The organism is Sulfuriferula sp., from assembly GCF_054605375.1.
Map to the genome: position 1 here is coordinate 1 of NZ_JBTSEG010000029.1, position 25,325 is coordinate 25,325.

The 25,325-nt window shown below is 56.3% G+C and carries 26 protein-coding genes and 1 pseudogene; 24 read left to right on the top strand and 3 right to left on the bottom strand.

Annotated features, from left to right (window positions below):
• Positions 1-231: pseudogene (locus tag ACYCZJ_RS13580) on the bottom strand (hypothetical protein); the annotation flags it as partial.
• Between the two features lie 59 nt (positions 232-290).
• Positions 291-1,382, bottom strand: a complete 1,092-nt coding sequence (locus ACYCZJ_RS13585) for a TQO small subunit DoxD (RefSeq protein ID WP_461554767.1) — start codon at positions 1,380-1,382, stop codon at positions 291-293.
• Between the two features lie 381 nt (positions 1,383-1,763).
• Between ACYCZJ_RS13585 and ACYCZJ_RS13590 the strand changes: the two genes are divergently transcribed.
• The 12 genes from ACYCZJ_RS13590 (at position 1,764) to ACYCZJ_RS13645 (ending at position 14,791) form a co-directional block, all read left to right on the top strand.
• Positions 1,764-3,140, top strand: coding sequence for a pyridoxal phosphate-dependent decarboxylase family protein (locus ACYCZJ_RS13590; protein ID WP_461554768.1), 1,377 nt, complete (start codon positions 1,764-1,766; stop codon positions 3,138-3,140).
• Between the two features lie 12 nt (positions 3,141-3,152).
• Positions 3,153-4,391, top strand: a complete 1,239-nt coding sequence (locus ACYCZJ_RS13595; protein ID WP_461554769.1) for an ATP-grasp domain-containing protein — start codon at positions 3,153-3,155, stop codon at positions 4,389-4,391.
• Between the two features lie 2 nt (positions 4,392-4,393).
• Positions 4,394-5,956, top strand: a complete 1,563-nt coding sequence (locus ACYCZJ_RS13600; RefSeq protein ID WP_461554770.1) for a hypothetical protein — start codon at positions 4,394-4,396, stop codon at positions 5,954-5,956.
• Positions 5,957-6,149: 193 nt separating this feature from the next.
• The gene (locus ACYCZJ_RS13605; protein ID WP_461554771.1) at positions 6,150-7,703 is read left to right on the top strand and encodes a GGDEF domain-containing protein; all 1,554 of its coding nucleotides are present in this window, start codon (positions 6,150-6,152) and stop codon (positions 7,701-7,703) included.
• Positions 7,704-7,949: 246 nt separating this feature from the next.
• Positions 7,950-9,362: a flagellin N-terminal helical domain-containing protein gene (locus ACYCZJ_RS13610; protein WP_461554772.1), complete on the top strand. Its 1,413-nt coding sequence runs from the start codon at positions 7,950-7,952 to the stop codon at positions 9,360-9,362.
• Between the two features lie 88 nt (positions 9,363-9,450).
• A complete protein-coding gene (locus tag ACYCZJ_RS13615; protein ID WP_461554773.1) occupies positions 9,451-9,831 on the top strand; it encodes a flagellar protein FlaG in 381 nt (126 codons plus the stop codon).
• 27 nt (positions 9,832-9,858) lie between these two features.
• Positions 9,859-11,874 carry a flagellar filament capping protein FliD gene (gene fliD / locus ACYCZJ_RS13620; protein WP_461554774.1) on the top strand — a complete coding sequence of 672 codons (2,016 nt, stop codon included), beginning with the start codon at positions 9,859-9,861 and terminating at the stop codon, positions 11,872-11,874.
• A gap of 13 nt (positions 11,875-11,887) precedes the next feature.
• Entirely contained in the window at positions 11,888-12,355 is a 468-nt protein-coding gene (gene fliS, locus ACYCZJ_RS13625; protein WP_461554775.1) for a flagellar export chaperone FliS, read from the top strand.
• Between the two features lie 6 nt (positions 12,356-12,361).
• Complete coding sequence (locus ACYCZJ_RS13630; protein WP_461554776.1) at positions 12,362-12,700, top strand: flagellar protein FliT; 339 nt, start codon at positions 12,362-12,364, stop codon at positions 12,698-12,700.
• A gap of 2 nt (positions 12,701-12,702) precedes the next feature.
• Positions 12,703-13,683, top strand: coding sequence for a flagellar hook-length control protein FliK (fliK, locus tag ACYCZJ_RS13635; protein WP_461554777.1), 981 nt, complete (start codon positions 12,703-12,705; stop codon positions 13,681-13,683).
• Positions 13,676-13,966 (top strand): EscU/YscU/HrcU family type III secretion system export apparatus switch protein, encoded by a 291-nt coding sequence (locus ACYCZJ_RS13640; RefSeq protein WP_461554778.1) that lies wholly within the window; start codon positions 13,676-13,678, stop codon positions 13,964-13,966. Before fliK ends, ACYCZJ_RS13640 begins: the two co-directional genes overlap by 8 nt.
• A 63-nt stretch (positions 13,967-14,029) precedes the next feature.
• Complete coding sequence (locus tag ACYCZJ_RS13645; protein WP_461554779.1) at positions 14,030-14,791, top strand: flagellar brake protein; 762 nt, start codon at positions 14,030-14,032, stop codon at positions 14,789-14,791.
• Positions 14,792-14,846: 55 nt separating this feature from the next.
• Here the strand turns inward: ACYCZJ_RS13645 and fliE are convergent, their stop codons facing one another.
• Positions 14,847-15,188: a flagellar hook-basal body complex protein FliE gene (fliE, locus tag ACYCZJ_RS13650; protein WP_461554780.1), complete on the bottom strand. Its 342-nt coding sequence runs from the start codon at positions 15,186-15,188 to the stop codon at positions 14,847-14,849.
• Between the two features lie 258 nt (positions 15,189-15,446).
• On the opposite strand from fliE, the gene fliF reads away from it, so the two are divergent.
• The 12 genes from fliF to fliQ all read left to right on the top strand — a co-directional run bounded on the left by fliF (position 15,447) and on the right by fliQ (position 25,293).
• Complete coding sequence (fliF, locus tag ACYCZJ_RS13655) at positions 15,447-17,111, top strand: flagellar basal-body MS-ring/collar protein FliF (protein WP_461554781.1); 1,665 nt, start codon at positions 15,447-15,449, stop codon at positions 17,109-17,111.
• Positions 17,104-18,102, top strand: a complete 999-nt coding sequence (gene fliG, locus ACYCZJ_RS13660; protein WP_461554800.1) for a flagellar motor switch protein FliG — start codon at positions 17,104-17,106, stop codon at positions 18,100-18,102. Before fliF ends, fliG begins: the two co-directional genes overlap by 8 nt.
• The gene (locus ACYCZJ_RS13665; protein ID WP_461554782.1) at positions 18,095-18,745 is read left to right on the top strand and encodes a flagellar assembly protein FliH; all 651 of its coding nucleotides are present in this window, start codon (positions 18,095-18,097) and stop codon (positions 18,743-18,745) included. The genes fliG and ACYCZJ_RS13665 overlap by 8 nt, the downstream gene beginning before the upstream one ends.
• Positions 18,742-20,145 carry a flagellar protein export ATPase FliI gene (fliI, locus tag ACYCZJ_RS13670; protein ID WP_461554783.1) on the top strand — a complete coding sequence of 468 codons (1,404 nt, stop codon included), beginning with the start codon at positions 18,742-18,744 and terminating at the stop codon, positions 20,143-20,145. Before ACYCZJ_RS13665 ends, fliI begins: the two co-directional genes overlap by 4 nt.
• Positions 20,146-20,179: 34 nt before the next feature.
• The gene (gene fliJ, locus ACYCZJ_RS13675; RefSeq protein WP_461554784.1) at positions 20,180-20,620 is read left to right on the top strand and encodes a flagellar export protein FliJ; all 441 of its coding nucleotides are present in this window, start codon (positions 20,180-20,182) and stop codon (positions 20,618-20,620) included.
• Between the two features lie 120 nt (positions 20,621-20,740).
• Positions 20,741-21,772, top strand: a complete 1,032-nt coding sequence (locus ACYCZJ_RS13680) for a flagellar hook-length control protein FliK (RefSeq protein WP_461554785.1) — start codon at positions 20,741-20,743, stop codon at positions 21,770-21,772.
• A 135-nt stretch (positions 21,773-21,907) separates the two neighbouring features.
• Positions 21,908-22,399 carry a flagellar basal body-associated protein FliL gene (gene fliL, locus ACYCZJ_RS13685; protein WP_461554786.1) on the top strand — a complete coding sequence of 164 codons (492 nt, stop codon included), beginning with the start codon at positions 21,908-21,910 and terminating at the stop codon, positions 22,397-22,399.
• A 4-nt stretch (positions 22,400-22,403) separates the two neighbouring features.
• Positions 22,404-23,405, top strand: coding sequence for a flagellar motor switch protein FliM (gene fliM / locus ACYCZJ_RS13690; RefSeq protein ID WP_461554787.1), 1,002 nt, complete (start codon positions 22,404-22,406; stop codon positions 23,403-23,405).
• A complete protein-coding gene (gene fliN, locus ACYCZJ_RS13695; protein ID WP_461554788.1) occupies positions 23,398-23,814 on the top strand; it encodes a flagellar motor switch protein FliN in 417 nt (138 codons plus the stop codon). Before fliM ends, fliN begins: the two co-directional genes overlap by 8 nt.
• Complete coding sequence (gene fliO / locus ACYCZJ_RS13700; protein WP_461554789.1) at positions 23,811-24,224, top strand: flagellar biosynthetic protein FliO; 414 nt, start codon at positions 23,811-23,813, stop codon at positions 24,222-24,224. Before fliN ends, fliO begins: the two co-directional genes overlap by 4 nt.
• 22 nt (positions 24,225-24,246) lie before the next feature.
• Complete coding sequence (fliP, locus tag ACYCZJ_RS13705) at positions 24,247-25,014, top strand: flagellar type III secretion system pore protein FliP (protein WP_461554790.1); 768 nt, start codon at positions 24,247-24,249, stop codon at positions 25,012-25,014.
• Positions 25,015-25,023: 9 nt separating this feature from the next.
• Complete coding sequence (fliQ, locus tag ACYCZJ_RS13710; RefSeq protein ID WP_461554791.1) at positions 25,024-25,293, top strand: flagellar biosynthesis protein FliQ; 270 nt, start codon at positions 25,024-25,026, stop codon at positions 25,291-25,293.
• Positions 25,294-25,325 lie beyond the last annotated feature (32 nt).

The following is a 25,325-nucleotide window of genomic DNA, read 5'->3' on the forward strand; positions in this document are numbered from 1 at the left end:
TTCACGCTTGCGCGTGCGCTTGAGACTGAGGTCTAGGTTCAGGGTGGTTTGTTTCATGGGCTCAATGTTGACACAATGGGTTCGGGTGCGGGGCGCGAAAGTGGGGGTTTTGCAGAGTTTCCCTAGCACCAGGCTCGCTGTGGAAACGATACCGTCGTTCGCACCCAATACCGCGGCGCGCAACCAACCGATGCGTTGTGTGCGATGTTGCTCCGTCTGGCGTACAGGCATGCTTGAAGCCTCCTTCGATGACTACAAATAGGGGCAAGATGCGACCATCCGCCGGAAGCTCACGCGCCAACCGCCACACGGGTCTTCCACTGTTTCCCATCGATACCCTGGAATACCGCCTGGTAAGTCCCCGGCGCGAGTTTTAACGTCCCCTGATGCGGCAGCGAGATCGTGGCGCGCGCGCCAAGGACGCCGACGAAACCATACTGCGTCGGTTTGAAAACCGAATATTTGTATTCGTTGGCAAAACCGGTTTTAGGCAATTTGCTCAGCGCCTTTCCGTCCCAGGTTTCCAGCGCTTGCCCGTGTTCGTCAACGACGGAGACCTGGATCACGTATGCGCCCTGTGTGTCAGGACCAGCGTCCACATATGCGGACAGCGTCAGGTCACCGGACGAGGAAAGTACCGGCTTGGTCAGTACAAGGTGATGATGTTTCGGGTTAGTCCGTGCCGCCAGCGGGCTGAACACGGCACCGCGCAGATATCCATAAAAACCCACGGCAAAGACAATGGCGAGAATGCCGAACAGCTTCGCGAAACGCGTGACCTGGACCACTGGCAGCGGGCCGCTGAATAACCAGGGAAACCAGGCGCGGCGCGCGAACCTGGGGCATTTTTTCGCCACCCAGTGATCCAGCGACCACCAGCTACCGCCCCCGGCAATCATGATTCCCAGGCCCATGGCAAAGCTGTTGGCGGCCATGGTCCATTCGTCGACACATGTTGAACCCAGCCATCCGAACATCAGCATCAGGGAGACTGCCAGACCGACGCTGATCAAGCCGAAAAAGCGCGTCATGAAACCGAAAATCAGCCCCAGGCCGACCAACACCTCGACCAGCGTGAAGATAATGATCGATACATGCAACAGGGTGGGATGGTGCAACAAGGCGCTGAGCGCATCTCCGCTACCAAAAATGGCACCGGGTATCGCCTCGTTCATTTTGTGCGCCATGTAGCCGCTTGAACCGGGATCCAGCTTGCCCGTACTATAGATCAGCCGCCTGCTGGCGCCCGCCCAGTAAACCCAGCCTTGAACCAGTCGCACGCCAAGCATGGCGAGCCCCAGCAGAGTCCAGATGTCAGTATTTCGAGTTGGCGGAGCAGACGCGGTCACAGCGTTCTGGAGTGCGGGGGATGAGACAGGCATTTCGAATCTCCTGGGCGAACAGCTTTCATGGACTATTCAAGCAGTCTGTCCTCCCTTCCCGGGATGCGCTGTGCGCTATCGCACATAGAACCCGGGAAACGACACTGTTAATCCTATAAATCGCAATTCAAGCCACAGAGATGTCTGTGGCTAACTGATTTTTTCAGGTTCGCCGCGTTGTTTGTACGCACAAATCGGGTTGGCAAATCAGGGCACGCCAACGCACACCCTGCACCGCTTCATGGGACATTTGAGGTAACCTATGCCCTCCGTCCGGATCAGAAATTTCCTTAACTCACCATGAACGAAGATAGCCACGGGACTGCTCCACACTCGCTTGACCCGTCAGATTGGCAGGAACTCCGCGTCCAGGGGCATCGTATGCTGGACGATATGCTCGACTACCTCGAGCACATCCGGGAACGCCCGGTATGGCAGCCGATTCCGCAGCTGGTACGCGATCTGTTTCATGAATCGCTGCCAGCGCAACCAGCCGATCTCGCCACGCTGCACACAAGCTTCATGCACAATGTACTGCCGTATGCCGTGGGTAATGCGCATCCCGGTTTCATGGGCTGGGTGCATGGCGGCGGCACGCCGGTGGGCATGCTGGCGGAAATGCTGGCGACGGGGCTGAACGCCAATCTGGGCGGGCGCGACCAGATGCCCATCGAGGTGGAACGCCAGGTGTTGCAGTGGATGCGCGAACTGTTCGGCTTTCCGGACAGCGCCAGCGGCCTGTTTGTGACCGGCACCTCCATGGCCAACCTGATCGGCGTGCTGGTGGCGCGCACCGCAGCGCTGGGCACCGAGGTGCGTCAGAGCGGCGTCGCCGCCAGCGGCAAGCGCCTCACCGCTTATACCTCCGCCGGTGCCCACGGCTGTATCGCGCAGGCAATGGACCTTGCCGGTCTCGGCATGGACGCCTTGCGCATCATCCCGGTGAACGACCAGTACCAGATGGACAGCACAGCACTCGAACAGGCCATTGCGGCGGATCGCAGCGCCGGTTTCACGCCGTTTTTCATCGCCGCGACAGCGGGTACCGTTGATGTCGGTGCCATCGACGATCTCACTGCACTGGCAGACATCGCCCAGCGCGAGGCCTTGTGGTTTCATATCGACGGGGCGTACGGGGCGCTGGCCATGCTCGCCCCGGATATTGCACCGCGCCTGCGCGGCATCGAGCGCGCCGACTCGATCGCCTTCGATTTCCACAAATGGGGACAGGTGCCCTACGATGCCGGGTTCATCCTGGTGCGGGACGGTACCTTGCACTACGATACCTTCGCATCTCCCGCAGCCTACCTGCGCCGCGAAGCCTGCGGCCTGGCGGGCGGGTCACCCTGGCCATGCGATTTCGGGCCGGATCTTTCACGCGGTTTCAGGGCGCTGAAAACCTGGTTTACCATCAAAGTCTACGGTACCGAGCAACTCGGCCGGACGATTTCCGGCACCTGCGCGCTGGCCCAATACATGCAGCAGTGCATCGAGACCATGCCGATGCTGGAACTGCTGGCACCCGTGACGCTGAATATAGTCTGTTTTCGCTACCGCTGTGAAAATGCAGATCAGATTAATACGCAGCTCGCGACCGCATTGCAGGAATCCGGCATTGCTGCGCCATCCACGACGACCATCAACGGCCATGTCGCGATTCGCGCAGCGATTGTCAATCACCGCACCGCTACCCGCGACATCGACGCGCTGCTGCAAGCAACCCTTGCCCTCGGCAGGGAACTTACCCGGACACCATGACTCAGGAAAAGAATGAATAACGATTCACCGCAACCATCCCTTACGCATGACGAAAATTGCGAGCCGCTGATTGGCCTCGCCCCATTAATGCGCATGGCATTTTCCGGCGCCGACCTGGGCCCGCTGGGCACGCGTTTGCTGAAGCGCGCAGAAACGCATCCGCACGATGCCAATACCTTGCTGGACCTGTCGACGATCCTGCAACTCAAGGGCAATCGCGCCGCCGCGCTCGCCGTACAGTCGCAGGCGCTGGAGATGCAACAGCTGTATCACATGCCGGCAGCGCAGGATGCGACAGCCATCCGCGTGCTTGCCATCATGGGCCCGGGCGATTTGATGACCAATACGCCGCTGGAATTTCTGGTGGAAGGCTCCGATATCGCACTCGACATGCTGTATGTGGCGCCGCACCTGCCCTTTCCTGCAGCACTGCCGGAACACGACGTGGCGTTTGTCGCCGTCGGCGAGTCCGATCAGAATCGCCCTTTGCTGCAATATGTTGCCGAGCTGATTCAAGCGTGGCCGCGCCCGCTGCTGAATACGCCTGACCGCATCGCCGGCGTGTCGCGCGATGGCGCTTGCGTGCTGCTGGCCTCGGCGCCAGGGGTCGTCATGCCAGGCACGGTACGCATCGATCGGCAAACCCTGGAACAGGTCGGGCGCGGGCAACTGGCGCTGGCCGACATCCTTGAAGACGGCGATTTCCCGATTATTGTGCGTCCGGTTGATTCTCATGCAGGGCAGGGGCTGGACAAACTCGATACGCCTGCCGCAATTGGCGATTATCTGCAGTCACAACCGATGAACACGTTTTATGTATCCCGTTTTGTCGACTATCGCGGGCCGGGCGGTTTATTCAGAAAGTCGCGCATCGTTCTCATCCACGGTCGTCCATATGTTTGTCATATGGCGATATCGGCGCACTGGATGATCCATTACCTGAATGCCGGCATGACCGACAGCGCAGAAAAGCGCGCCGAGGAGGCCCGCTTCATGGCAGGTTTCGACGACGATTTTGCGCGTCGGCATGCTACCGCTTTCCAGGCTATCCATGAGCGCATGGGGCTGGATTATCTTGGCATCGACTGCGCGGAAACACCTACCGGCGAGTTGCTTATTTTTGAGGTAGACAGCAACATGATCGTGCATGCGATGGACCCGGTCGATCTGTTTCCCTATAAACAGCCACAGATGCATAAAGTATTCGCCGCCTTTCGCAGCATGCTGATCGATGCAAGCGCACAATCCTGATTTTGCCTGACAATAATCGTCATGACCGGCTTACCCTTCCTGCTACCCGACAGTTACTGGTAGAAGGCGGCGATGCCCGTATCACGCTGGCATCGGGTCAGGATTGCAATAAATATGGATGTTCACCTGAGCCCGATCCGGGCCTGATAGGGTTTGGTTCCGCCACGGCTTCGACTATTTCCGAGACTGGTTTTAATGCTGCAGACCAACTGCGTCGCCGCCTTCTCAGTGATGCCGATACGCAAGCACCGGCCACCCTCTATGCCCGCGAACTCAACCGGCTGCGTCAGGAACTTATCCAGTTATGCGGCATAAGTGATCTGCCCGGTCTCGATATCGTATTCGCCGCATCGGGCACGGACTTGCACCTCATTGCGGCTCAGCTTATCAGTAACGGCGCCGATGTATCCACGCTGGCACTGATGCTGAATCCGGAAGAAACCGGCAGCGGCGTACCGGCTGCGCTGGCTGGCCGTCACTTCAGTGCCCATACGGCACGAGGAAATTCAGTTAACGCAGGGAGTACCATCAAGGGCACGGCTGCAATCGAGGTCGTGGCAGTGCCGATTCGGGAAACTGATGGCATCCCGCGTCCGGCAACAGTAGTCGATGCAGAGATCGAATCACTGGCGGCCAATGCAATCAAACATGGTCGTCGTGTACTCCTGATCCTTACCGACGTTTCCAAAACCGGCCTGATCGCGCCAAGTGTGGTCTGCGTTGTTGCACTGCAACGCCGCTGGCCGGATAAGCTCGATATCCTGGTCGATGCATGCCAGTTCCGTCTCGCACCTGCCACCCTGCGCGCTTATCTGGCGCATGACTTCATGGTGGCGGTGACCGGCTCGAAATTCCTCACCGGGCCCACTTTTTCGGGTGCACTTCTTATCCCATCTGCGGTCGCACAGCGTTTGCACAATCGTCCGTTGCCACCCGCCCTGCAGACCTATTCCGCAGCGGCAGACTGGCCGGTAGGATGGGATGGCAGCGGCGTTCTTGATCCCGATGCAAGCAATTTCGGGCTATTGCTGCGATGGGAAGCCGCCATCACCGAATTACGGGCATTTCGTGCCATACCGGAAGCGGTCGCCAAACGCTTTCTACAGTCTTTTGCGGAGGCCGTTCAGCATCGGCTGAGCCGTGATCCCGGCTTTGAACTCATCCCGGCACCATTGATCAATCGTCGCCCCTTGATAGAAGCGGCAGGCTGGGATCATATCCGGACGATTTTTCCGTTTCTGCTGCACCACCCTGCCAACGCTGTCCGAAGCGGCCCGTTAAGCAAGGAAGAGACCACGCTGATCTATCGCCAGCTGCAAGATACACTCACCCCCCATCCTGATCCGGATACCGGCAGCGCCTGCACAACATTACGCTTCCAATTGGGACAACCCGTTGCGGCCGGACAGCGCAACGGCATGCCGGTAAGCGCCTTGCGGCTGTGTAATAGCGCGCGCCTGGTAATCGAGGCGGCAACTGGCCCTGGCCAGGGTGCCGCTGTCATTGAGCGTGCCCTGTGTGCACTGGACAAGACAGCCTTGCTCATCCGCCGCCTGTCATCATGAAAAAGATCGACTTTTTGGCATAAAAGTCCTGGCTGCGCATCAAGGTGACATGGCAACAGATTCGATGCCGCTCATTTAAACCCTGAAATAGTAAAGATTTCAGCCACTAATCACCCGATTGGTGAGAACTCAACACGCCTAATATACAAGCTCATAATCAGAACCCTTCCCGCACAACTCGTTCACGGCCCGTATGAAAGAAACTCCGACACCGCCACAGAATGCCCCCGACATCGCCCGCGAGGCCTTTCGTCGTCTGGCGATGCAGCGTACCGCCCCTACCCCGGACGCATATCGTACTGCCTACAATGAAATTGCCGGTATTTCGGAAAACGCGGATGCTGAAACCGTGCTCGCCGAGTTTGCAAAAAACCTGGTGCGCGCACGCGGCGAGGTAGCTGAATTCGGCACCCGCTTTAATCGTGCCCTGGAGGTGCGTGACTGGAAGGATTATGGTGACGGGCTTTCCCAACTGATAGAAAAACGCCTCAAAAAATCACCATCGGTCAGTAGTGCACCCATACATTTACCTACTGATGACAATCATCAGGTTCGGCTACTACGGGAACTACTCACCCGCACGCTGACGTTAGCGGTCGTCTCACTTCTCGCCGACCGGCCCGAACTCGCTAGCGAATCCGAATCGCTGGCGGCCGCAATTAAACAGGCGCACACCGAAGAAGCACTCAATGATGCGGCAAGCCGTCTGAAACAATTGTGTTTCCGTATCGAACTGAGAAGCGGTGATCTGGCCGAACAGCAGGAATTGCTGCTGCGTCTGTTCCGCCTCCTGCTGGATAACGTGCGCGACCTGTTGGAAGAGGACAGCTGGATGCGCGGCCAGGTCGAAGTCGTACAAAACCTCATCACCGGTCCGATCAATCACCATGCGCTTGAAGATGCCTCGCGCAGCCTCAAGGAAGTCATCTATAAACAGGGCACGCTGAAGAGCAGTCTGGCGGAAGCCAAGATCACCGTCAAAAACATGGTCACGATTTTCATTGATCGATTGAATACAGTCGCTGCCAGCACCGGCGATTATCATGAAAAGATGGACAGCTATTCCCAGAAAATCGCCCAGGCCGGCAGCATCAACGAACTTAATTCGGTTCTGGACGACGTAATGCGTGATACGCGCACAGTGCAGACAGATGCGTTGAACTCGCGCGATGAAATGGTGGCGGCACGTCAAAAGGCACTGGAGGCCGAAGCTAAAATCCACAAGCTCGAATCCGAGCTCGCCCAAATGAGCGAACTGGCGCGCGAAGACCCGCTGACCGGCAGCCTCAACCGGCGCGGGCTGGATGACGTATTCGAGCGTGAGCAGGCACGCGCGCAACGCCGCGGCTCCCCGCTTTGCATTGCGCTGCTGGATATGGATGATTTTAAGAAGCTCAATGACAATCACGGCCATTGTGCGGGTGACGACGCATTGATCCATGTGGTGAAAATCGTCAAGGAAACACTGCGCACCATGGATGTCATCGGCCGCTTTGGCGGCGAGGAGTTTCTGGTCGTACTGCCGGACACCAACATTGAAGATGCCACGCTGGTCATCGCACGCCTGAAAAAGGAACTGACCAAACGTATTTTTATCCACAATAACCAGCGTCTGCTGATCACCTTCAGCGCAGGCGTTGCATTAAGTGGTCCGGATGAAGATACAAAGTCGGTGTTAAAGCGCGCTGACACCGCATTGTACAAAGCCAAGAAAGCCGGCAAGAACCGTGCAATTGCTGCGGACTAGGCCGGAATGCCATCCTGCACGAATCTCCTGTTAAAGATTTTTCCAATTGCTGCCGAAACGTGGATAGGCGGTTCAAGTTCGGGTAGGGCCTGCGAAATAAATATTTTGTTTTACCCTAAATATTTCGCTGACACGTCCCGATAAGCTAAATAACGGCGGTTTGAATGCCTGGCCTTACCAAGGTCAAACCAAAGTTGACGGCGCTTGAGCCGGACCCTCAAACCACAGGAATCAAGGAGATCTAACATGGCTTCATATATCAACACCAACATCGCTTCGCTGAATGCCCAGCGCAACCTTTCCACCTCGCAATCCTCGCTGGCTACTTCCCTGCAGCGCCTGTCTTCCGGCCTGCGCATCAACAGCGCCAAGGACGACGCCGCCGGTCTTGCCATCAGCCAGCGGATGACCTCGCAGATTAACGGTTCTGCCCAGGCTGCCCGCAACGCCAACGACGGTATTTCCCTGGCCCAGACCGCTGAAGGCGACTTGTCGCAAATCACCAACAACCTGCAGCGCATGCGTGATCTGTCCGTGCAATCAGCCAACGCGACCAACTCCACTTCAGACCGCGCTGCGCTGAATAGCGAATTTCAACAGCTGTCTGCCGAAAATGACCGTATCGCGCAAACCTCATCCTTCAACGGCGTGAAATTGCTGAATGGCTCGTTTACCGCCCAGAATTTCCAGGTAGGCGCAAATAACTCCACCAACGACCAGATCACCATCGCATCGATTGCGAGTGCGCGTACCTCTGCGCTGGGCGCCCAAACGGCAACCTCGGGCGTCACCACGGCTGCACTGGCCGCAGGCGATTTGACGCTGAATGGCACATCGATAGGCGCATCAACCGCCGGTACCGCCGCAGGCCAGACTGCCGCCAGCGCCTTCTCGATTGCAGCGGCGATCAATGCCGCCTCGTCCGGCGTGAATGCCACGGCGAACGCCACCTCTATTACTGGTATTGCTGCTACTGCATTTACCGCAGGTACTGATGATATTACGGCGGGCGATCTTAAGATTAATGGTGTAAGTGTCGGCGCTATTACTGCGGGTGGCAGTGCGGCAGCGCAAGGTACAGCCGTAGCTGCAGCCATTAATTTGGTCTCAAGCACTTCAGGAGTAACCGCAACGGCGGATGCTGCTGGTTTAGTTACCCTGAACGCAGCTGATGGTCGTGAAATAACAGTCGCGCAAACAGGAACAGCGACTACAGCGCGTACTGGATTAACGGCGGCAACGACACAGAGCACCATCACACTTAGCTCTTCTACGAGTATCGTTGTCGGCGGCACCAATCCAGCATACGCAGGTTTGACTGCGGGCACGCTGGCAACGTCCACGTTAGCGGTAAGCACTGTCGATTTGACCACTGCGGCCAGCTCCCTCACCGCCCTGACCGCAATTGATGGCGCCATTTCTACCGTGAACAGTTCGCGCGCTTCGCTGGGCGCTTATCAAAACCGGTTTGCATCGGCAGTAAGCAGCTTGCAGACTTCTTCAGAAAACCTGTCCGCTGCACGCAGCCGTATTCAGGACACCGATTTCGCTGCTGAAACCGCCAACCTGACCCGCGGCCAGATCCTGCAGCAAGCAGGTACGGCAATGCTGGCCCAGGCCAACGCGCTGCCGAACGGCGTACTGGCACTGCTGCGTTAATCAGTAAAAAGGCAACCTGCTTGGGTTGCCGTAACCGGATGGAAGGCGGGAAACCGCTTTCCATCTTCCCACTTCAAGGGAAATGGACATGGACATCAGTCAAATTTCGAATGCTACGCAGGTGCCAACCACACCACCGGCAAGCCGGCCAGTGGCTGCGACTGGCACGTCTTCAACTATTCCCGTTATACCCGCCAACGGCGTTTCCACTGCGATACAGGCGCCATCCAAACCCGCTACTGTCGATGCAGCCGAATTGAAACACGCACTCGACGCAATCAACAAGTTTTTAAAGCCGGTCGCCGGCAATATTGAATTCAGCATTGATCAGGACAGTGGCAGAACCCTGGTCAAGATAGTCGATACCGAAACCAATACCGTCATACGGCAAACGCCCTCCAGGGAGGTGCTCGCCATAGCCAGGGAACTGGACAAGTTGCAGGGCCTCCTGATCCGGGAAAAGGCCTGAGCGCAAGGCCAAGACAAGGAAACAATCATGGGAATCTCTTCACCAGGCATAGGCTCGGGACTCGACGTCAACAGCATCGTTGCCAAGCTGATGTCCATCGAACAACAGCCGCTCACTGCACTGAACAACAAAGTAGCGAGCTATCAGGCCCAGCTTTCCGGCTATGCTCAGATCAAGAGCGCGCTGTCACAGTTCCAGAGCGCGGTGCAGGGATTATCCAGCCCCAGTCAGTTTCAGGCCGTAACCGCCACACTGGCGGATGCCACCATTGCCACGGCCAGCGCCAGCGCAGAGGCTACAGCGGGCAGCTACGCCCTGGAAGTCTCCAGCCTCGCCCAGGCGCAGAAACTGGTTGCCGCAGGACAAGCCAGCACCAGCGCAACCATTGGCAGCGGAACCGCCACCACGCTGACCTTTGATTTCGGCACGATTTCAGGCGGTACGCTCAGCAACGGCACCTACACCGGCGCCAGCTTTACCAGTAATGGCGCGGGTAGCAAAACCGTCACCATCGATGCCAGCAACAATTCGCTGTCCGGTATCCGCGATGCAATCAACAGCGCCAATATCGGCGTATCGGCCACCATCGTGAACGATGGCAGCGCCGCGCCCAATCGCCTGGTGCTGACCGACACCACCACCGGCATCAGCAACAGCATGAAAATTTCGGTATCCGGCGACGCCGCTATTTCCAGCCTGCTCAGCCAGGATCCGGCCAACAACACCGGCCAGGCGCTTTCCGAAACCGTCACTGCCCAGAATGCCAATTTCAAGCTGGATGGCGTTGCCGTCACCAAGACCACCAATACCGTCACGGACGCGATCCAGGGCGTCACCCTCAACCTGACCAAGACCAATGCCGGCAGCCCTACCCAGCTTACGGTAGCGCAAGATACCGCTTCGGTGACAAAGGCAGTGAATGCTTTTGTCACCGCTTACAACAACATCACGCAGACCCTGGCCTCTGCAACCGCCTACGACCCGACGACAAAAAAAGCCGCGCTGTTCAACGGCGATACCTCAGTATCGCTGATGCAAAACCAGATCCGCAATGTGTTGTCCACGCCGGTTGCGGGGGGAGGCAGCGCATACACGTTGCTGTCACAGATCGGCGTGACCTTCCAGAAGGACGGCACGCTTGCCGTTGACAGCACCAAGTTGCAAAGTGCGATCACCAGCAATTTCAGTGACATCGCCGGGTTGTTCGCTGCCGTGGGCAAAACCTCGGACAGCCTGGTTGGCTATTCGAGCGCCAGTGCGCTGACCGCACCGGGCGCATACAGCGTCAATGTCACGCAGCTCGCCACACAGGGCAGCGCCACCGCCTCAGCCGCCGCCGGTCTCACGATCACGGCTGGCGTAAACGATACCCTGCAGGTATTGGTCGATGGCGTCACCGCCAACGTGACCCTGGCGGCAGGCAGTTACGCCAGTGCCGCAGCATTGGCCACGCAAATACAGTCGCAGATCAACGGCGCGAGCGCGTTCTCATCCGTAGGCTCGGCGGTCACAGTAACGCAATCCGGCGGCGTGTTGAAGATCACCTCCAACCGCTATGGCTCAGCGTCCGCTGCCAATATAACCGGCGGAAACGGCCAGGCCAACCTGAACTATGGCGGCACTGCCGTGGCCGCCAATGGCGTGGATACTGCAGGCACCATCAATGGTGTGGCTGCTACAGGATCCGGGCAAATTCTTACCGGCGCTACCGGCGATGCTTCGCAAGGCCTGCAAATCAAGATTAACGGGGGGGCGACTGGCGCGCGTGGCACGGTCAATTACTCGCGCGGTTATGCCTATCAGTTCAATTCGCTCACGAATTCGATGCTTGGCTCGGACGGTACCATTTCGTCGAGTACTGATGGCATCAATGCATCAATCCAACGTCTGAATGTTGACCAACAGGCCTGGAATGCTCGATTAACTGTCATCGAGGCACGCTATCGCGCGCAATTCACTGCACTTGACATGATGATCGGCAGCATGAATACCACCAGTACATTTTTAACACAGCAACTCGCAAATTTACCGAAGATCGCATAAGGGAGAATCCGACATGTTTGGAACAGCACGCAGCGCTACAAGCACTTATGCAAAGGTCGCCATGGAAACCGGCGTGGCAGCGGCAAACCCGCACAAACTCATCGTCATGCTGTTTGACGGCGCAAAGACCGCGCTCGCCAACGCCATGCAGCAAATGAAGAATGGTGAAGTGAAAGCCAAGGGGCAAGCCATTTCACATGCCATCACGATTATTGACGGCGGCTTGAGAGCGAGCCTGGACAAGACTACCGGCGGCGAAATCGCGACCAGCCTGGATGCCTTGTATGAATACATGAGCAATCGTCTGCTGATGGCAAATATCACTAATGACCCTGCAATTCTGGAGGAAGTGGATGGCCTGCTCAGCCAGTTGCGCGAGGCGTGGGAAGCAATTGGTGCCCCAATAACGACTAAAGCCGCACCAGCCGTATCAGTACAAGACAATATTTCTCCACGTGTAAATTCTTTTGTGAGAGCGTAACTCCTAATGATGAATAGTGACGAAATCATCTCGATATATGAATCAGTGGCAAGCATCACTGAACAGATGCTGTCCGCCGCCCGCAACAGTGACTGGGAAAACATGGCGGCGCTGGAATCACGCTGCGCCAATCATGTACGCACGCTGGAAAAGAGCGAACCCCGTTCTGCACTGACGAGTGAGATGCGTGAACGGAAATTCACTATTATCCAGAAGATCCTCGCGGATGATCGCGAGATTCGCAACATTACCGAGCCGTGGATGGCGCAATTATCGTCGCTGATAAACAATACCAGCACCGAACGCAAACTTTCCATGACTTACGGCAGGAATCAGGCGGGCTGAGCATGATTCCCATGCGCCCCGAAGCGGCCGGCGCGCGGTCGCTTATCCCGGTCGAGGCGCTGATGCCGGTGTCCCCGCTTGGCGATGCGCTGAAGGGATCTTCCCGGCAGCGATTCGCGCAAAGCCCCCTGGGCCAGCAATTTCAGGCCAAGGTACTGTCGGCACTGGATGACGGCAGTTTTCTGGTACGTGTAGCCGATACCTTGTCTCGCATGGTGTTGCCAGCCGGGACCCGCGCTGGAGATTTGCTGAAACTGACCTTGATGAGCCGGGCACCGCAGCTGACCTTTCTGCTGGGGTCGCAGCCCGGCGCCGCTTCGACTTCACTGAGCGCCACTGGCCGAATGATCGATAATCTGCTGCATAACGCACAACAGAATGGTGCATCCAGCGCCATATCCGGCAAGGCGGCACTCATTCCCTCCCCCTCGTTGAATCCTGCACAAATCGCTGTTGCGTTACGCGACACCGTCAGTACCAGCGGTCTGTTTTACGAGGCCCATGTGCGCCAGTGGGCCAACGGCAATCGTGCCATTTCCGAACTGATGCGTGAACCCCAGGCGCAGATTGCGCTTACCCACCAGGCCGACGCTACTGTTACCCAGCCAAAAACAGACCTCGGCAATACGGCATTGACGCAATTGATCAGTCAGCAATTGAATACGCTTGAGCAGCAACGCGTGTTATGGCGCGGTGAGGCGTGGCCCGGCCAAACCATGGAATGGGAAGTCGGAGAAGACACGCCAGAAGACAGCAGCCGGGATATGCAGCGATCCTGGCATAGCGAGGTACGCTTTGATCTGCCAACGCTGGGCACGCTGACTGCGACCATACGCCTGACCGGAGAGCATGTGCAGGTCCGGATTCATGCCGGCACGGAAGCTTCGGTGACATCGCTTCGCGCCCATGGCGCACAATTATCCGATGCCCTGAATGCGGCCGGTATTCCTCTTGACTCTCTGATCGTGAAACAGGATGAATGAGCCTGGCACGCCATTGCAGAGTGCGGTGGCGCTTGCCTACCAGACCGGCTCAACCGCGCCCAAGATTGTTGCTAAAGGCAAGGGACTGATCGCACAGGAAATCATCGCTCGGGCTAAAGAGCACGGCGTGTTCGTGCATGAATCCAAAGAGCTGGTTTCATTGCTGATGCAGGTGGAACTCGATGAGCATATTCCGCCCGCATTGTATCGTGCTGTAGCCGAACTTCTTGCCTGGTTGTACAGAATCGAAACGGAACGAAAAAACAGCGATGCACCGGAGTAATTGGCATACTGCAAATATCCGCTTATGCTTGTTTCCAATATCCTCGCAGAAGACACAAAGACTATGCCTACCAGCAACCCTGACTTCGGTACTGAAAATCAAAGCCCATATCTGGTGCATTCGCATCGCGAGATCGTAGCCTTGCTGCGCAGCATCGGAGAACAGCATCAACTCATTACCATGCTGGTGAATGGCGGCGCAGATGCCGTCGTTACTTCGATACTGGAAGTAGACGATGCCAACAATGCAGTCATTATCGATTGCGCCCCCGGCACTTTGCTGAATCAGCGCATTACGCAATCGGAGGACATCGCCTTCGAAGCCTCTCTCGACAAGGTGCGCATCCTGTTTTCAGTGGCCAGCGCAAGCAATACCGAACATGAAGGCCGCCCAGCCTTGTGCATTCCCATTCCCGTCGGCCTGATCAGATTGCAGCGGCGCGAGTACTATCGCGTCAATACACCGGTGCTCAACCCCATACTTTGCAGGATTCCGCTTCCCAACGATGCTGGCGGAGGCAATTATGCGATGCCACTGGTGGATATCAGCTGCGGTGGCGTTGCACTGCTTGATGACAAGAAATTACTGGATTCCACGATAGGCCGGGAGTATGAAAACTGTCATATCGATCTGCCTGGCCTCGGCGTAGTTACCGTCACCCTGCAAATCAGGAACTCGCAAGAGCTGACCCTGTTCAACGGCAAAACCAATCGCCGCCTGGGCTGTCTTTTCGTCGACTTGTCCAAGGGCATGCTGGCTGCTGTGCAACGCTATATCATGTATCTGGAGAGGGAGCGTAACGCGAAAATTACCGGTTTGAATTAAGCGGCATACTTGAAGTTTGATAACCGGATAAACCGCATTTTCCGGACAGGCCGGATTAAATCTGCATGTTCATTATTTCGTGGTAGGCGGAGATCAATTTGTTGCGGACCTGGATCGTCGCCTGAAACGAAATATTGGCTTTCTGCATGGAAATCATCACATCCGACAGGTTCACCTTGTCGTCGCCCATGGCAAAGCGTTGTCCCAGTTGCTGGGATTGCACCTGCGCGCTATTCACCTGATCAAGCGACGATTTCAGCGCATCGGCAAAATTCACCTTGTCCACAGCGCCGCCTGCCGGCAAAACATTGCTCGTGGTCTCAGGACGCGTTGCTGCTGCCTTGAGCTGCGCCATCATGGCTTCTATCCTGCTGGTATCGATCATTCCGGTTTTCATCGCACGCTCCATCAAGTCTTAACCTCCGCCGCTTCAGGCAGAGGTTCAGGTTTCCTACACCGCCACATTATCACTTGAGCGTCCCGATCTCGTCGGAAAAAGCACCGGAAACAGTCCTCTATTCAATCAATTGAAATATCGTGGTGCAGTGATAATCGATGCTGAGCTAAGTACCACGAATCGGCCGGGGCGCAATATGAACCAGAACATCATGAACTACTGCTTAAACCATCACTGCAACGATTGCGGAGAAGTATTATGTCTGTAGCAGGCGAAGTCGCACTTACACCGAAGTTCATGGGACTGACGCAGGGTCCCGGTGGGCGCAAGTTTTTGCAGATCCTGGGCATCGCAGCGGTCGTTGCCATCATGGCCGGCGTATGGATGTGGGGTCAGCAACCGGATTATCGTGTGCTGTTCTCCAATTTCAGCGACCGGGACGGCGGCGCCATCGTGGCTTCGCTGGAGCAGATGAATGTGCCCTACAAATTCGCCGAAGGCGGCGGTGCCATTCTGGTACCGGCAAACCAGGTCTACGAGGCGCGTCTAAAACTGGCTTCACAGGGCTTGCCAAAAGGGGGAAATGTCGGTTTCGAATTGATGGAGCACCAGAAAATGGGCGTTTCCCAGTTCGTGGAACAAATCAATTTCCAGCGCGCACTGGAAGGTGAACTCGCACGCTCGATTGAATCAATCTCTACTGTAAGGTCAGCGCGCGTGCTGCTGGCGCTCCCAAAATCATCGGTTTTCGTACGCGAACAACAGAAACCCACAGCATCCGTATTGCTGAATCTGGAAGCTGGCCGAGTGCTGGACCGTCAACAAATCAGCGCGGTGGTGCATCTGGTCGCCAGCAGCGTTCCCGATCTGCCGACAAAAAATGTGACTGTGGTCGATCAGAATGGCAATTTACTTTCCGACACCAGCGCAAACACCGGTGCCAATGGCCTTGATCCCAGCCAGCTCAAATACATTCACGACCTCCAGCGTAATATCGTAAAACGCGTGGAATCCATCATCGCTCCGATTGTAGGCGCCAGCAACGTACATGCCGAAGCGACGGCCGATGTGGATTTTTCACACAGCGAGCAGGCTGCAGAAACCTACAAGCCCAACCAGACTCCCGATGCAGCTTCGGTACGCAGTCAGCAAACCAGTGAATCAATTAATGGTAGCGGCGCCAATGCGACAGGTGTGCCCGGTGCGCTAAGCAATCAACCTCCGGCTCCCGCAACCGCCCCGCTTACTGCACCTAATGGCACGAACCCGGCAACGCCGGCGGCCCCTGCTGCAACGCCCACCAACACCCAAAAAGAATCCACGGTTAACTACGAAGTCGACAAAACCGTGCGCTACGTACAACAGCCGATGGGCGGAGTGAAACGTCTCTCGGTTGCGGTTGTAGTGAACTATAGAGATAGCGTCGACAAATCCGGCAAAGTCATCAGCCGGCCACTCTCTGCTGCCGAGAAAGCCCAGATTACCGATCTGGTCAAGGAGGCCATGGGCTATAACCAGCAACGCGGAGACACGTTAAATGTGGTCAACAGCCCATTTGCCCGTGCTGAAAAAGAAAGCATTCCTGATGTACCGCTATGGAAGCAGCCGGAAAACATTCAGCTCGCCAAGGATATCGGTAAATACCTGATCGCCATCGCGGCACTGCTCTATCTGTTTTTCCGCGTGCTCAAACCGATGCTGCGCAAATTATCCGAAAACACGAATAATCAAGCTGCGCTGCCAGCTCCCGGTGATGACGTGGTACATCTATCCCACATGTCTGCCAATGGCGAACACGCGGAATTGGCTACACAGGGTTCACTCGGATACCAGCAAAACCTGGAAATAGCCAAGAGTCTGGCAAAACAGGATCCGAAAATTGTAGCCAACGTGGTCAAGACCTGGGTGAATGGCAATGAGTAATGATGCCGGTATAGAGAATGGCGCGATCCTGATGCTAGCCCTGGGTCAGGACGAGGCTGCGGAAGTAATGAAGTACCTCGGCCCGCGCGAAGTACAGAAACTCGGACAAGCCATGTCAATGATGAAAACCATCGGCCACGAACGAGTCGCAGCGGTACTCGATGATTTTTGCCAGGAAGCCGGGCGCAGTTCATCGTTGGGTATCGATTCTGACGAATATATTCGCAGTGTGCTGACCAAGGCGCTGGGTAATGACAAAGCCGCGTCCCTGCTCAATCGCATCCTCGGATCAAGGGATGCCAGCGGCATAGAAAGCCTGAAATGGATGGATTCCCAGTCTGTTGCAGAGCTCATTCACAATGAGCACCCGCAAATCATCGCCACCATCCTGGTCCATCTGGAACGGGATCAATCCTCGGAAATACTCAAGAATTTCACCGAACGCCTGCGCAACGATGTGATGCTGCGCATCGCGACCCTGGATGGCGTACAGCCAACGGCACTGCGTGAACTGAATGACGTGCTTACCAAACTGCTTTCCGGTAACGAAAACGTCAAGAAAAAATCCATAGGCGGGATCCGCGTGGCGGCTGAAATTCTCAACTTCATGGGCAATGAGACTGAGTCTTCCGTGATGGAAAGCCTGAAAAGCTACGACGATGACATGGCACAAAAAATCATGGACGAGATGTTCGTATTCGATAACATCATGGACATTGATGATCGCGGCATCCAGTTGTTGCTGCGCGAAGTACAGTCCGACGCGCTGATTATTGCGCTGAAGGGTGCCGCACCAGAACTGCGTGAAAAAATATTCAAGAACATGTCACAACGCGCTGCTGAAATGATGCGTGAAGACCTCGAAGCCAAAGGGCCAGTGCGCCTGTCGGAAGTCGAAGCCCAGCAAAAGGAAATTCTCCTGGTAGTGAGGCGTCTGGCCGACGAAGGCCAGTTGATGCTGGGTGCAAGCGGCGAGGATGCTTATGTCTAACGTGGTTCCAAAGGAGCAGCAATCGGCTTATCAACGTTGGGAAATGGCATCCTTCGACGATAACCGGCGCACACAGGGCAAGAGTAATTCACCGGCAATTTCTTTGCCCACCGTCGATGAAATCGAGAAAATTCGCGAACAGGCCCGGCTCGAGGCTTACGCTGCAGGGATGGAAGAAGGTCGTGTTGCCGGATTGGCTGCAGGCCGCAGGGAAGCAGTTGATGAACAAGCGCGTTTGCAAGGCATTGCCTCCTCTTTTGCCAACGAAGTGGCGCAGGCGGATGAGTTGATCGCAAACGAGGTACTGGATCTGGCGCTGGATCTCGCCAAGGCCATGCTCAAGACGGCCCTGGACGTACGTCCGGAACTGATCATCAATATCGTCAGCGAAGCCATCCATTACCTCCCTACCCTGCATCCGCCTGCGCGGCTTTATCTCAATCCGAACGATCTGCTGCTGGTTAAAAGCCATATGGGCGATGAACTGGACAAAGCCGGTTGGCAGCTGGCCGATGACGCGCAAATGGGGCCTGGCAGCTGTCGCGTGGAAACCGCCAACAATCAGATCGATGCCTCGCTGCCGACACGCTGGCAGCGCCTGGCCGCCGCGCTAGGCAAAGAGTCGGACTGGCTCGCTTCATGATGCCGGTATTGCCGCACAGCCAGCGCTGGAAATCCTATCTGCACGACTGCAGCGAGCTGCTGGCGATTGCCGAACCGATGCTGGTATCCGGACGCGTCACCCGCGTAGCCGGACTGGTCATGGAAGCTGTAGGTCTGAAACTGGCGGTGGGAAGTGCCTGTACCGTACCCCTGCCCAATGGATCGAAACTGGAAGCCGAAGTGGTCGGCTTCGATGGCGACCGGCTGTTCCTGATGCCGCAAAGCGATGTCGAAGGTCTGGTTCCCGGCACCCGGGTATTCCCGGTGGAAGTTGTGCAAAGTCTGCCCCGCCCCGGACAGGTTAAACACCCGCGGCGGCGGCCTAGCGATCGTACGCGCCACCTGCCGGTAGGCAATGAATTGCTGGGACGTGTTGTGGATGGCGCCGGGCGCCCGCTGGACAGCCTCGGCCCGCTGGAGGCGCATCACACCGCCCCGCTCAATGTGCGCGCCGCCAACCCGCTGTCACGCGCGCCCATCACCGACATACTGGATGTCGGCGTGCGCGCCATCAACAGCATGCTGACCGTGGGGCGCGGCCAGCGCATGGGGCTGTTCGCCGGATCCGGCGTAGGTAAAAGCGTATTGCTGGGCATGATGGCGCGCTATACCAGTGCCGACGTGATTGTGGTCGGGCTGATTGGCGAACGCGGCCGCGAAGTGAAGGAATTCATCGAACAGATTCTGGGTGCTGTCGGGCTGGCGCGTGCAGTCGTCGTCGCCGCCCCCGCCGACACACCGCCACTGATGCGATTGCAGGGCGCAGCCTACGCGACCGCCATTGCCGAACATTTTCGCGATCAGGGCAAGCACGTGCTGCTGATTATGGATTCACTGACACGTTACGCCATGGCGCAGCGCGAAATCGCCCTGGCTATCGGCGAACCGCCAGCCACCAAGGGCTACCCGCCTTCCGTATTTGCCAAATTGCCTGCGCTGGTGGAACGGGCCGGCAATGGCAAGGAAGGCGGCGGGTCAATTACCGCCTTCTATACCGTACTCACCGAAGGCGACGACCAGCAAGACCCCATTGCCGACGCGGCACGCGCGATACTGGACGGGCATATCGTACTCAGTCGAACCCTGGCTGAAGGCGGCCATTATCCCGCCATCGATATCGAACAATCCATCAGCCGCGCCATGCACACCATCACGACACCGGAGCACCAGCAGCTCACGCGCCGCCTGAAGCAGCTCTACTCGCGCTATGAACGTAACCGCGACCTGATCAGCGTGGGGGCTTACGCCGCAGGTACTGATCCCATACTGGACGAAGCGATTATGCTGCATCCACGGATTGAGTCATTTCTCCAGCAAAACATACCCGAACGCGCGGGCATTACCGAGAGCTTGGGGAAACTTACCGCTCTATTCGAGTGATTGAACGAGCGCCACCAAAAATATAATCCATGCCATGGCTACTCATTCCGCGATCAATACACTCATTGAATTGGCGACAAAAGATGTCGAAGAAGCTGCAAAGCGGCTGGGCATCGCCATTCGCGCCTGTGGGGAAACTGAACAGAAACTCGCGCTGTTACTGCAATACCGTGATGATTATGCTGCGCGCTGCCAGTCCGATCTGTCCACTGGACTGACCGCCGCCGGGTACCACAATTTCCGTGTGTTCCTGGAAAAGCTGGACAGCGCGATTACCGGACAACGCGAGGTCGTGCGCGAAGTACAAAAACTCGCCGATAACGCCCGTAGGGCCTGGCAGGATTGTGAACGTAAACGCCTGTCATTTGGCACATTGGAAAATCGTGCCAGAAAGCAGATCCAGCAACACGAAAGCCGACGCGACCAGAAACTCATGGACGAACATGCTGCACGGAAAACACTCTACAAACGGTAGGACAAAATGACCATGACGCCGACAAGCCCAGTGCAAACCCAGACCAGTCCTGTATCTGCTGGCAAACAAACCAATTCCGCCCCTGCAGATGTCCCGTTTAATCAGGTCCTCTCAGGTGAAATGGCGAACCGTCAGAGCTCCGCCAATGCGGACAAATCCGCCAGCCAGGGAACGGACAGCAAAAACGGCCAGGATCAGAAAACGACAACCTCAGCCGGGGGGCATGGTGTCAAGGAAACCAAAGCGGCAGAAACAACCGACACCAAATCCAAGGACAGCAAAGATAGTAAAGACAGCAAGGACGATGCTGCCGCTACGTCGCCGGTATCCACTGACTTGCTTGCGCTGGTGGCTAATCTGAATCACGTGGCGGCAAAATCAGTCAAGGCAGATGGATCCCGGCCAGAGCAGGATGCCGGCATCGCAATCGGCATTGGCAAAGGTGCCGATGCCGGGGCCGCACAAGCCAGCCTGCAAAAATCGCGGATTGCGGCACAGCTGGATGGATCGGCAGGAAATGCATCTCTCAAACCCGACATTGACCTCACAGCCCATGGCAAGCAGTCTGGAGATTTAAAATCAGCGATCGATCCGACAGCCATAAAATTCGAGCCCAACAAACTTCAGGATATTACCCTGGGGGCAACATCTGCTGCACTGGCGCCTTTGCAACAAGCTTCAGCCAATATTGCACAAGCGATGGCCGGAATGCCCGGCGAGAAACTGACGCCGAGCGTCGGTACCCCGGCGTGGGATCAGGCACTTGGCCAAAAAATCGTGTGGATGGCAGCAGGCGCCCAGCAAAGCGCATCGTTAACCCTCAACCCACCGGATCTGGGGCCGCTGCAAATAGTCGTGCACGTCACCAATGACCAGGCCAACGCAACGTTTATTTCAGCGCATCCCGATGTTCGTCATGCCCTCGAAGCCGCTTTGCCGAAACTGCGCGAAATGATGGATGATGCCGGGATTCAGCTGGGCCAAAGCACGGTCAGCGCGGGCAATCCCAATCAGCAGGATAGCCAGGGCGGATCGTCGAGACATGCCTCTTCGGGTATGGGCGATATGAACGGCACGACCGGCAACGCCATCCAGACCGGGCACGTGCAGATACGAACAACGGGTCTGGGTATGGTCGATACTTTCGCATAACTGCCGGGACCGGATGAAAAACGGGATATACACCCTCTTCCCCCTTCTTTTCTTGGCATCCAGTCTTGATACTTTCTTTAATAATGGACACATGCAACACATCCATGCACCACATGCACCAATAGAGGAATAGAAATGGCAAAAGCACCACCCCAGGCCGAAGCTGCTGCAGAAGCTCCCGTCGTCAAATCCAAGAAACCCCTGTTTCTGATATTGGGCATTGTTGTCTTGGTATTAGGTGGGGGAAGTGCGGGTGCCTGGTATTTCACTCAACCGAAAGGTGCGCAACATACCAAAGCCGAGCCCCCCAAACCTCCGGTTTTCGTGAACCTGGACGCATTTACCGTCAATTTGCAATCGGAAGACAGTGATAAGTTTTTGCAAACAGCATTTACCTTGCAAGTCAAGGACGATGCCCAGGTAGAAATCATCAAATTACATTTACCGCAAGTACGCAGCCGCCTGTTGTTACTGCTTTCCAGCCAGAAAGCCTCGGACATTCTGACACCGGATGGAAAAAACAAACTGGCCAAGGAAATCATCGCGCAGGTTAACAAACCTTTTGAACCCAAGGCCACGCCCCAAAATGTTACCGGCGTGTTTTTCACCTCGTTCGTAATTCAGTAATAACATGTCGGATAGCTTTCTTTCCCAGGAAGAAGTCGATGCCTTGCTCAAGGGTGTCACAGGCGAGCAGGATGAAGTCCAGGCGCCTGTAGATGCCTCTGCAGTACGCACTTACAATCTGGCCACCCAGGAACGTATCGTACGTGGCAGGATGCCGACGCTTGAAATCATCAACGAGCGTTTTGCGCGCCTGTTCCGCATCGGATTGTTCAGCTTCCTGCGGCGCAGCGCGGAAGTGTCGGTGGGTCCGGTACGCGTTTCAAAATACAGCGAATTCATCCGCAACCTGGTGGTACCCACCAACCTTAACCTGGTGCAGATCAAACCATTACGCGGCACAGCTCTCATGGTATTTGACCCAGGCCTGGTGTTTCTCATGGTGGACAATCTGTTTGGCGGCGATGGGCGTTTTCACACCCGCGTCGAGGGACGTGATTTTACCCAAACAGAACAGCGCATCATTCAGCGCATACTGGCTATCGTTTTTGAAACCTATGCGAAATCCTGGGAATTCGTGTATCCGGTGGAAATGGAATTCATCCGTTCTGAAATGAATACCCAGTTTGCCAATATCGCCACACCCAATGAAGTCGTGGTAGCCACGACCTTCACGATAGAGCTTGGCCCGGCCAGCGGCGAGATGCATTTTTGCATGCCCTACTCGATGATCGAACCCATCCGCGACATCCTTACCAGCAGTTTGCAGGGCGAGACGATGGAAGTGGACAAACGCTGGACACGACTGATGACCCAGCAGATTCAGATTGCGGAGGTCGAAATCGTGACAGAACTCGGTAGCTCAAGGGTCACGCTGGGCGACATCCTGAACATGAAAGCAGGGGATGTCATTCCCTTCTCCATGCCGGAAACCGTCACCGCAACGGTCGACGACGTTCCGGTGATGGATTGCAGTTACGGCATACTCAACGGTCAGTATGCATTACGTGTTGAGAAGCTTCTGACCCCAAGCACCAATGAATCCATTCAAGGAGAACAGCATGGCTGAAGATACAGATACCCAGACAATTGCCGAGGATGATTGGGGTGCGGCCATGGCTGAACAGGCAGTTGCCGAAACGGCAGCACCCGCGGGACAGGCAAGCTCGACTATTTTCAAGGAATTTTCCGGCCAGGGTACCAAGGGCGAAACGCACAACGATATCGACTTCATCCTCGATATTCCGGTCCAGCTGACGGTTGAACTGGGCCGCACCAAAATTGCGATTAAAAACCTGCTGCAACTGGCCCAAGGTTCCGTGGTCGAGCTGGATGGCCTCGCCGGTGAGCCGATGGATGTACTTGTCAATGGCTGCCTGATCGCGCAGGGTGAAGTGGTAGTCGTGAACGATAAATTCGGTATTCGTCTGACCGACATCATCACGCCGTCCGAGCGCATTCGCAAGCTCAACAAATGAAACGCAGCGCATTCATTCCAGCCGCTGGCTTGTGGTTATCCGCCAATGCCAGCGCCGCAGTAGAAACCGGTGCAGCCTCTGCCGGCAGCCTTTTCCAGGTATTGCTGGGACTGGCACTGGTGCTTGGCTTGATGGCAGCACTGGCTTGGGCGCTCAAACGTTTCGGTGCCACACGCGCCGCCGGGAGTGCTGTAATCAAAGTGGTGGGCGGCGTGAGCGTGGGTGGCCGTGAACGGGTGCTCATCGTTGAAGCTGCGGATCAATGGATTGTTGTCGGTGTGGCGCCCGGGCGCGTCAATGCGCTTGCCACCATGCCCCGCCAGGAAGCGCCGGCATCCGTGCCAGGCCCGGCCACGAAAAACTTTTCCGACTGGCTCAAACAAACCATGGAAAAACGCAATTCCCGGTAACCCCAGACAAATACCCGACATCATGCGACAGTTCGCCAAACTCATCTTACCCACCCTGAAATATCTGTTGCCCCTGGTTTTGCTGGGTGCGCCCATACTGGCTGCGGCCGACCCTGCCGGGCTGCAGGCATTCACCAGCACACCCGCTCCAGGCGGAGGACAATCCTACACACTGAGCCTGCAAACCCTGCTGTTGCTGACAGCGCTGTCTTTTCTGCCTGCAGCCTTGCTGATGATGACCAGCTTTACGCGCATCATTATCGTGCTGTCCCTGCTACGCCAGGCATTGGGCACGCAATCAGCGCCCCCCAATCAGGTGATGGTCGGCCTCGCGCTGTTTCTTACCCTGTTTGTGATGGGTCCGGTATTTGACAAAATCTATACGGATGCCTACCTGCCCTTGTCAGAAAACAAAATTACCATGACCCAGGCGCTGGACAAAGGTGTAGCGCCATTGAAAACATTCATGCTGAGACAGACGCGTCAGGCCGATCTGGCACTGTTCGTGAAGCTTTCCAATGGCCCTGCCCTGCAAGGGCCGGAAGACGTGCCGTTACGGATACTTATCCCATCCTTCATTACCAGCGAATTGAAAACCGCCTTCCAGATAGGCTTCGCCATTTTCATTCCGTTCCTGATCATCGACATGGTGGTGGCCAGCGTACTCATGTCCATGGGCATGATGATGGTGTCGCCTGCGATTGTCGCGTTGCCGTTCAAGTTGATGCTGTTTGTCCTGGTTGATGGCTGGCAGCTGCTGCTCGGCTCACTTGCCCAAAGCTTTTACTGAGGAAAAATCATGACTCCTGCAAGCGTAATGACACTGGGCCACCATGCCATGGAAGTTACCCTGATGGTCGCCGCCCCAATGCTGCTGGTGGCGTTGAGCGTCGGTCTGGTGGTCAGCATTTTCCAGGCAGCGACGCAAATCAATGAAATGACCTTGTCGTTTATTCCGAAACTGGTGGGGATTTTTCTGGCGTTGATTGTGGCCGGCCCGTGGATGCTTTCCGTCATGCTCGATTACATGCGCGAAATATTCACCAGCATACCGACCCTGGCGGGCTAAAGCATCGCGTCCATTGCCGCCTCCCCTCGTGC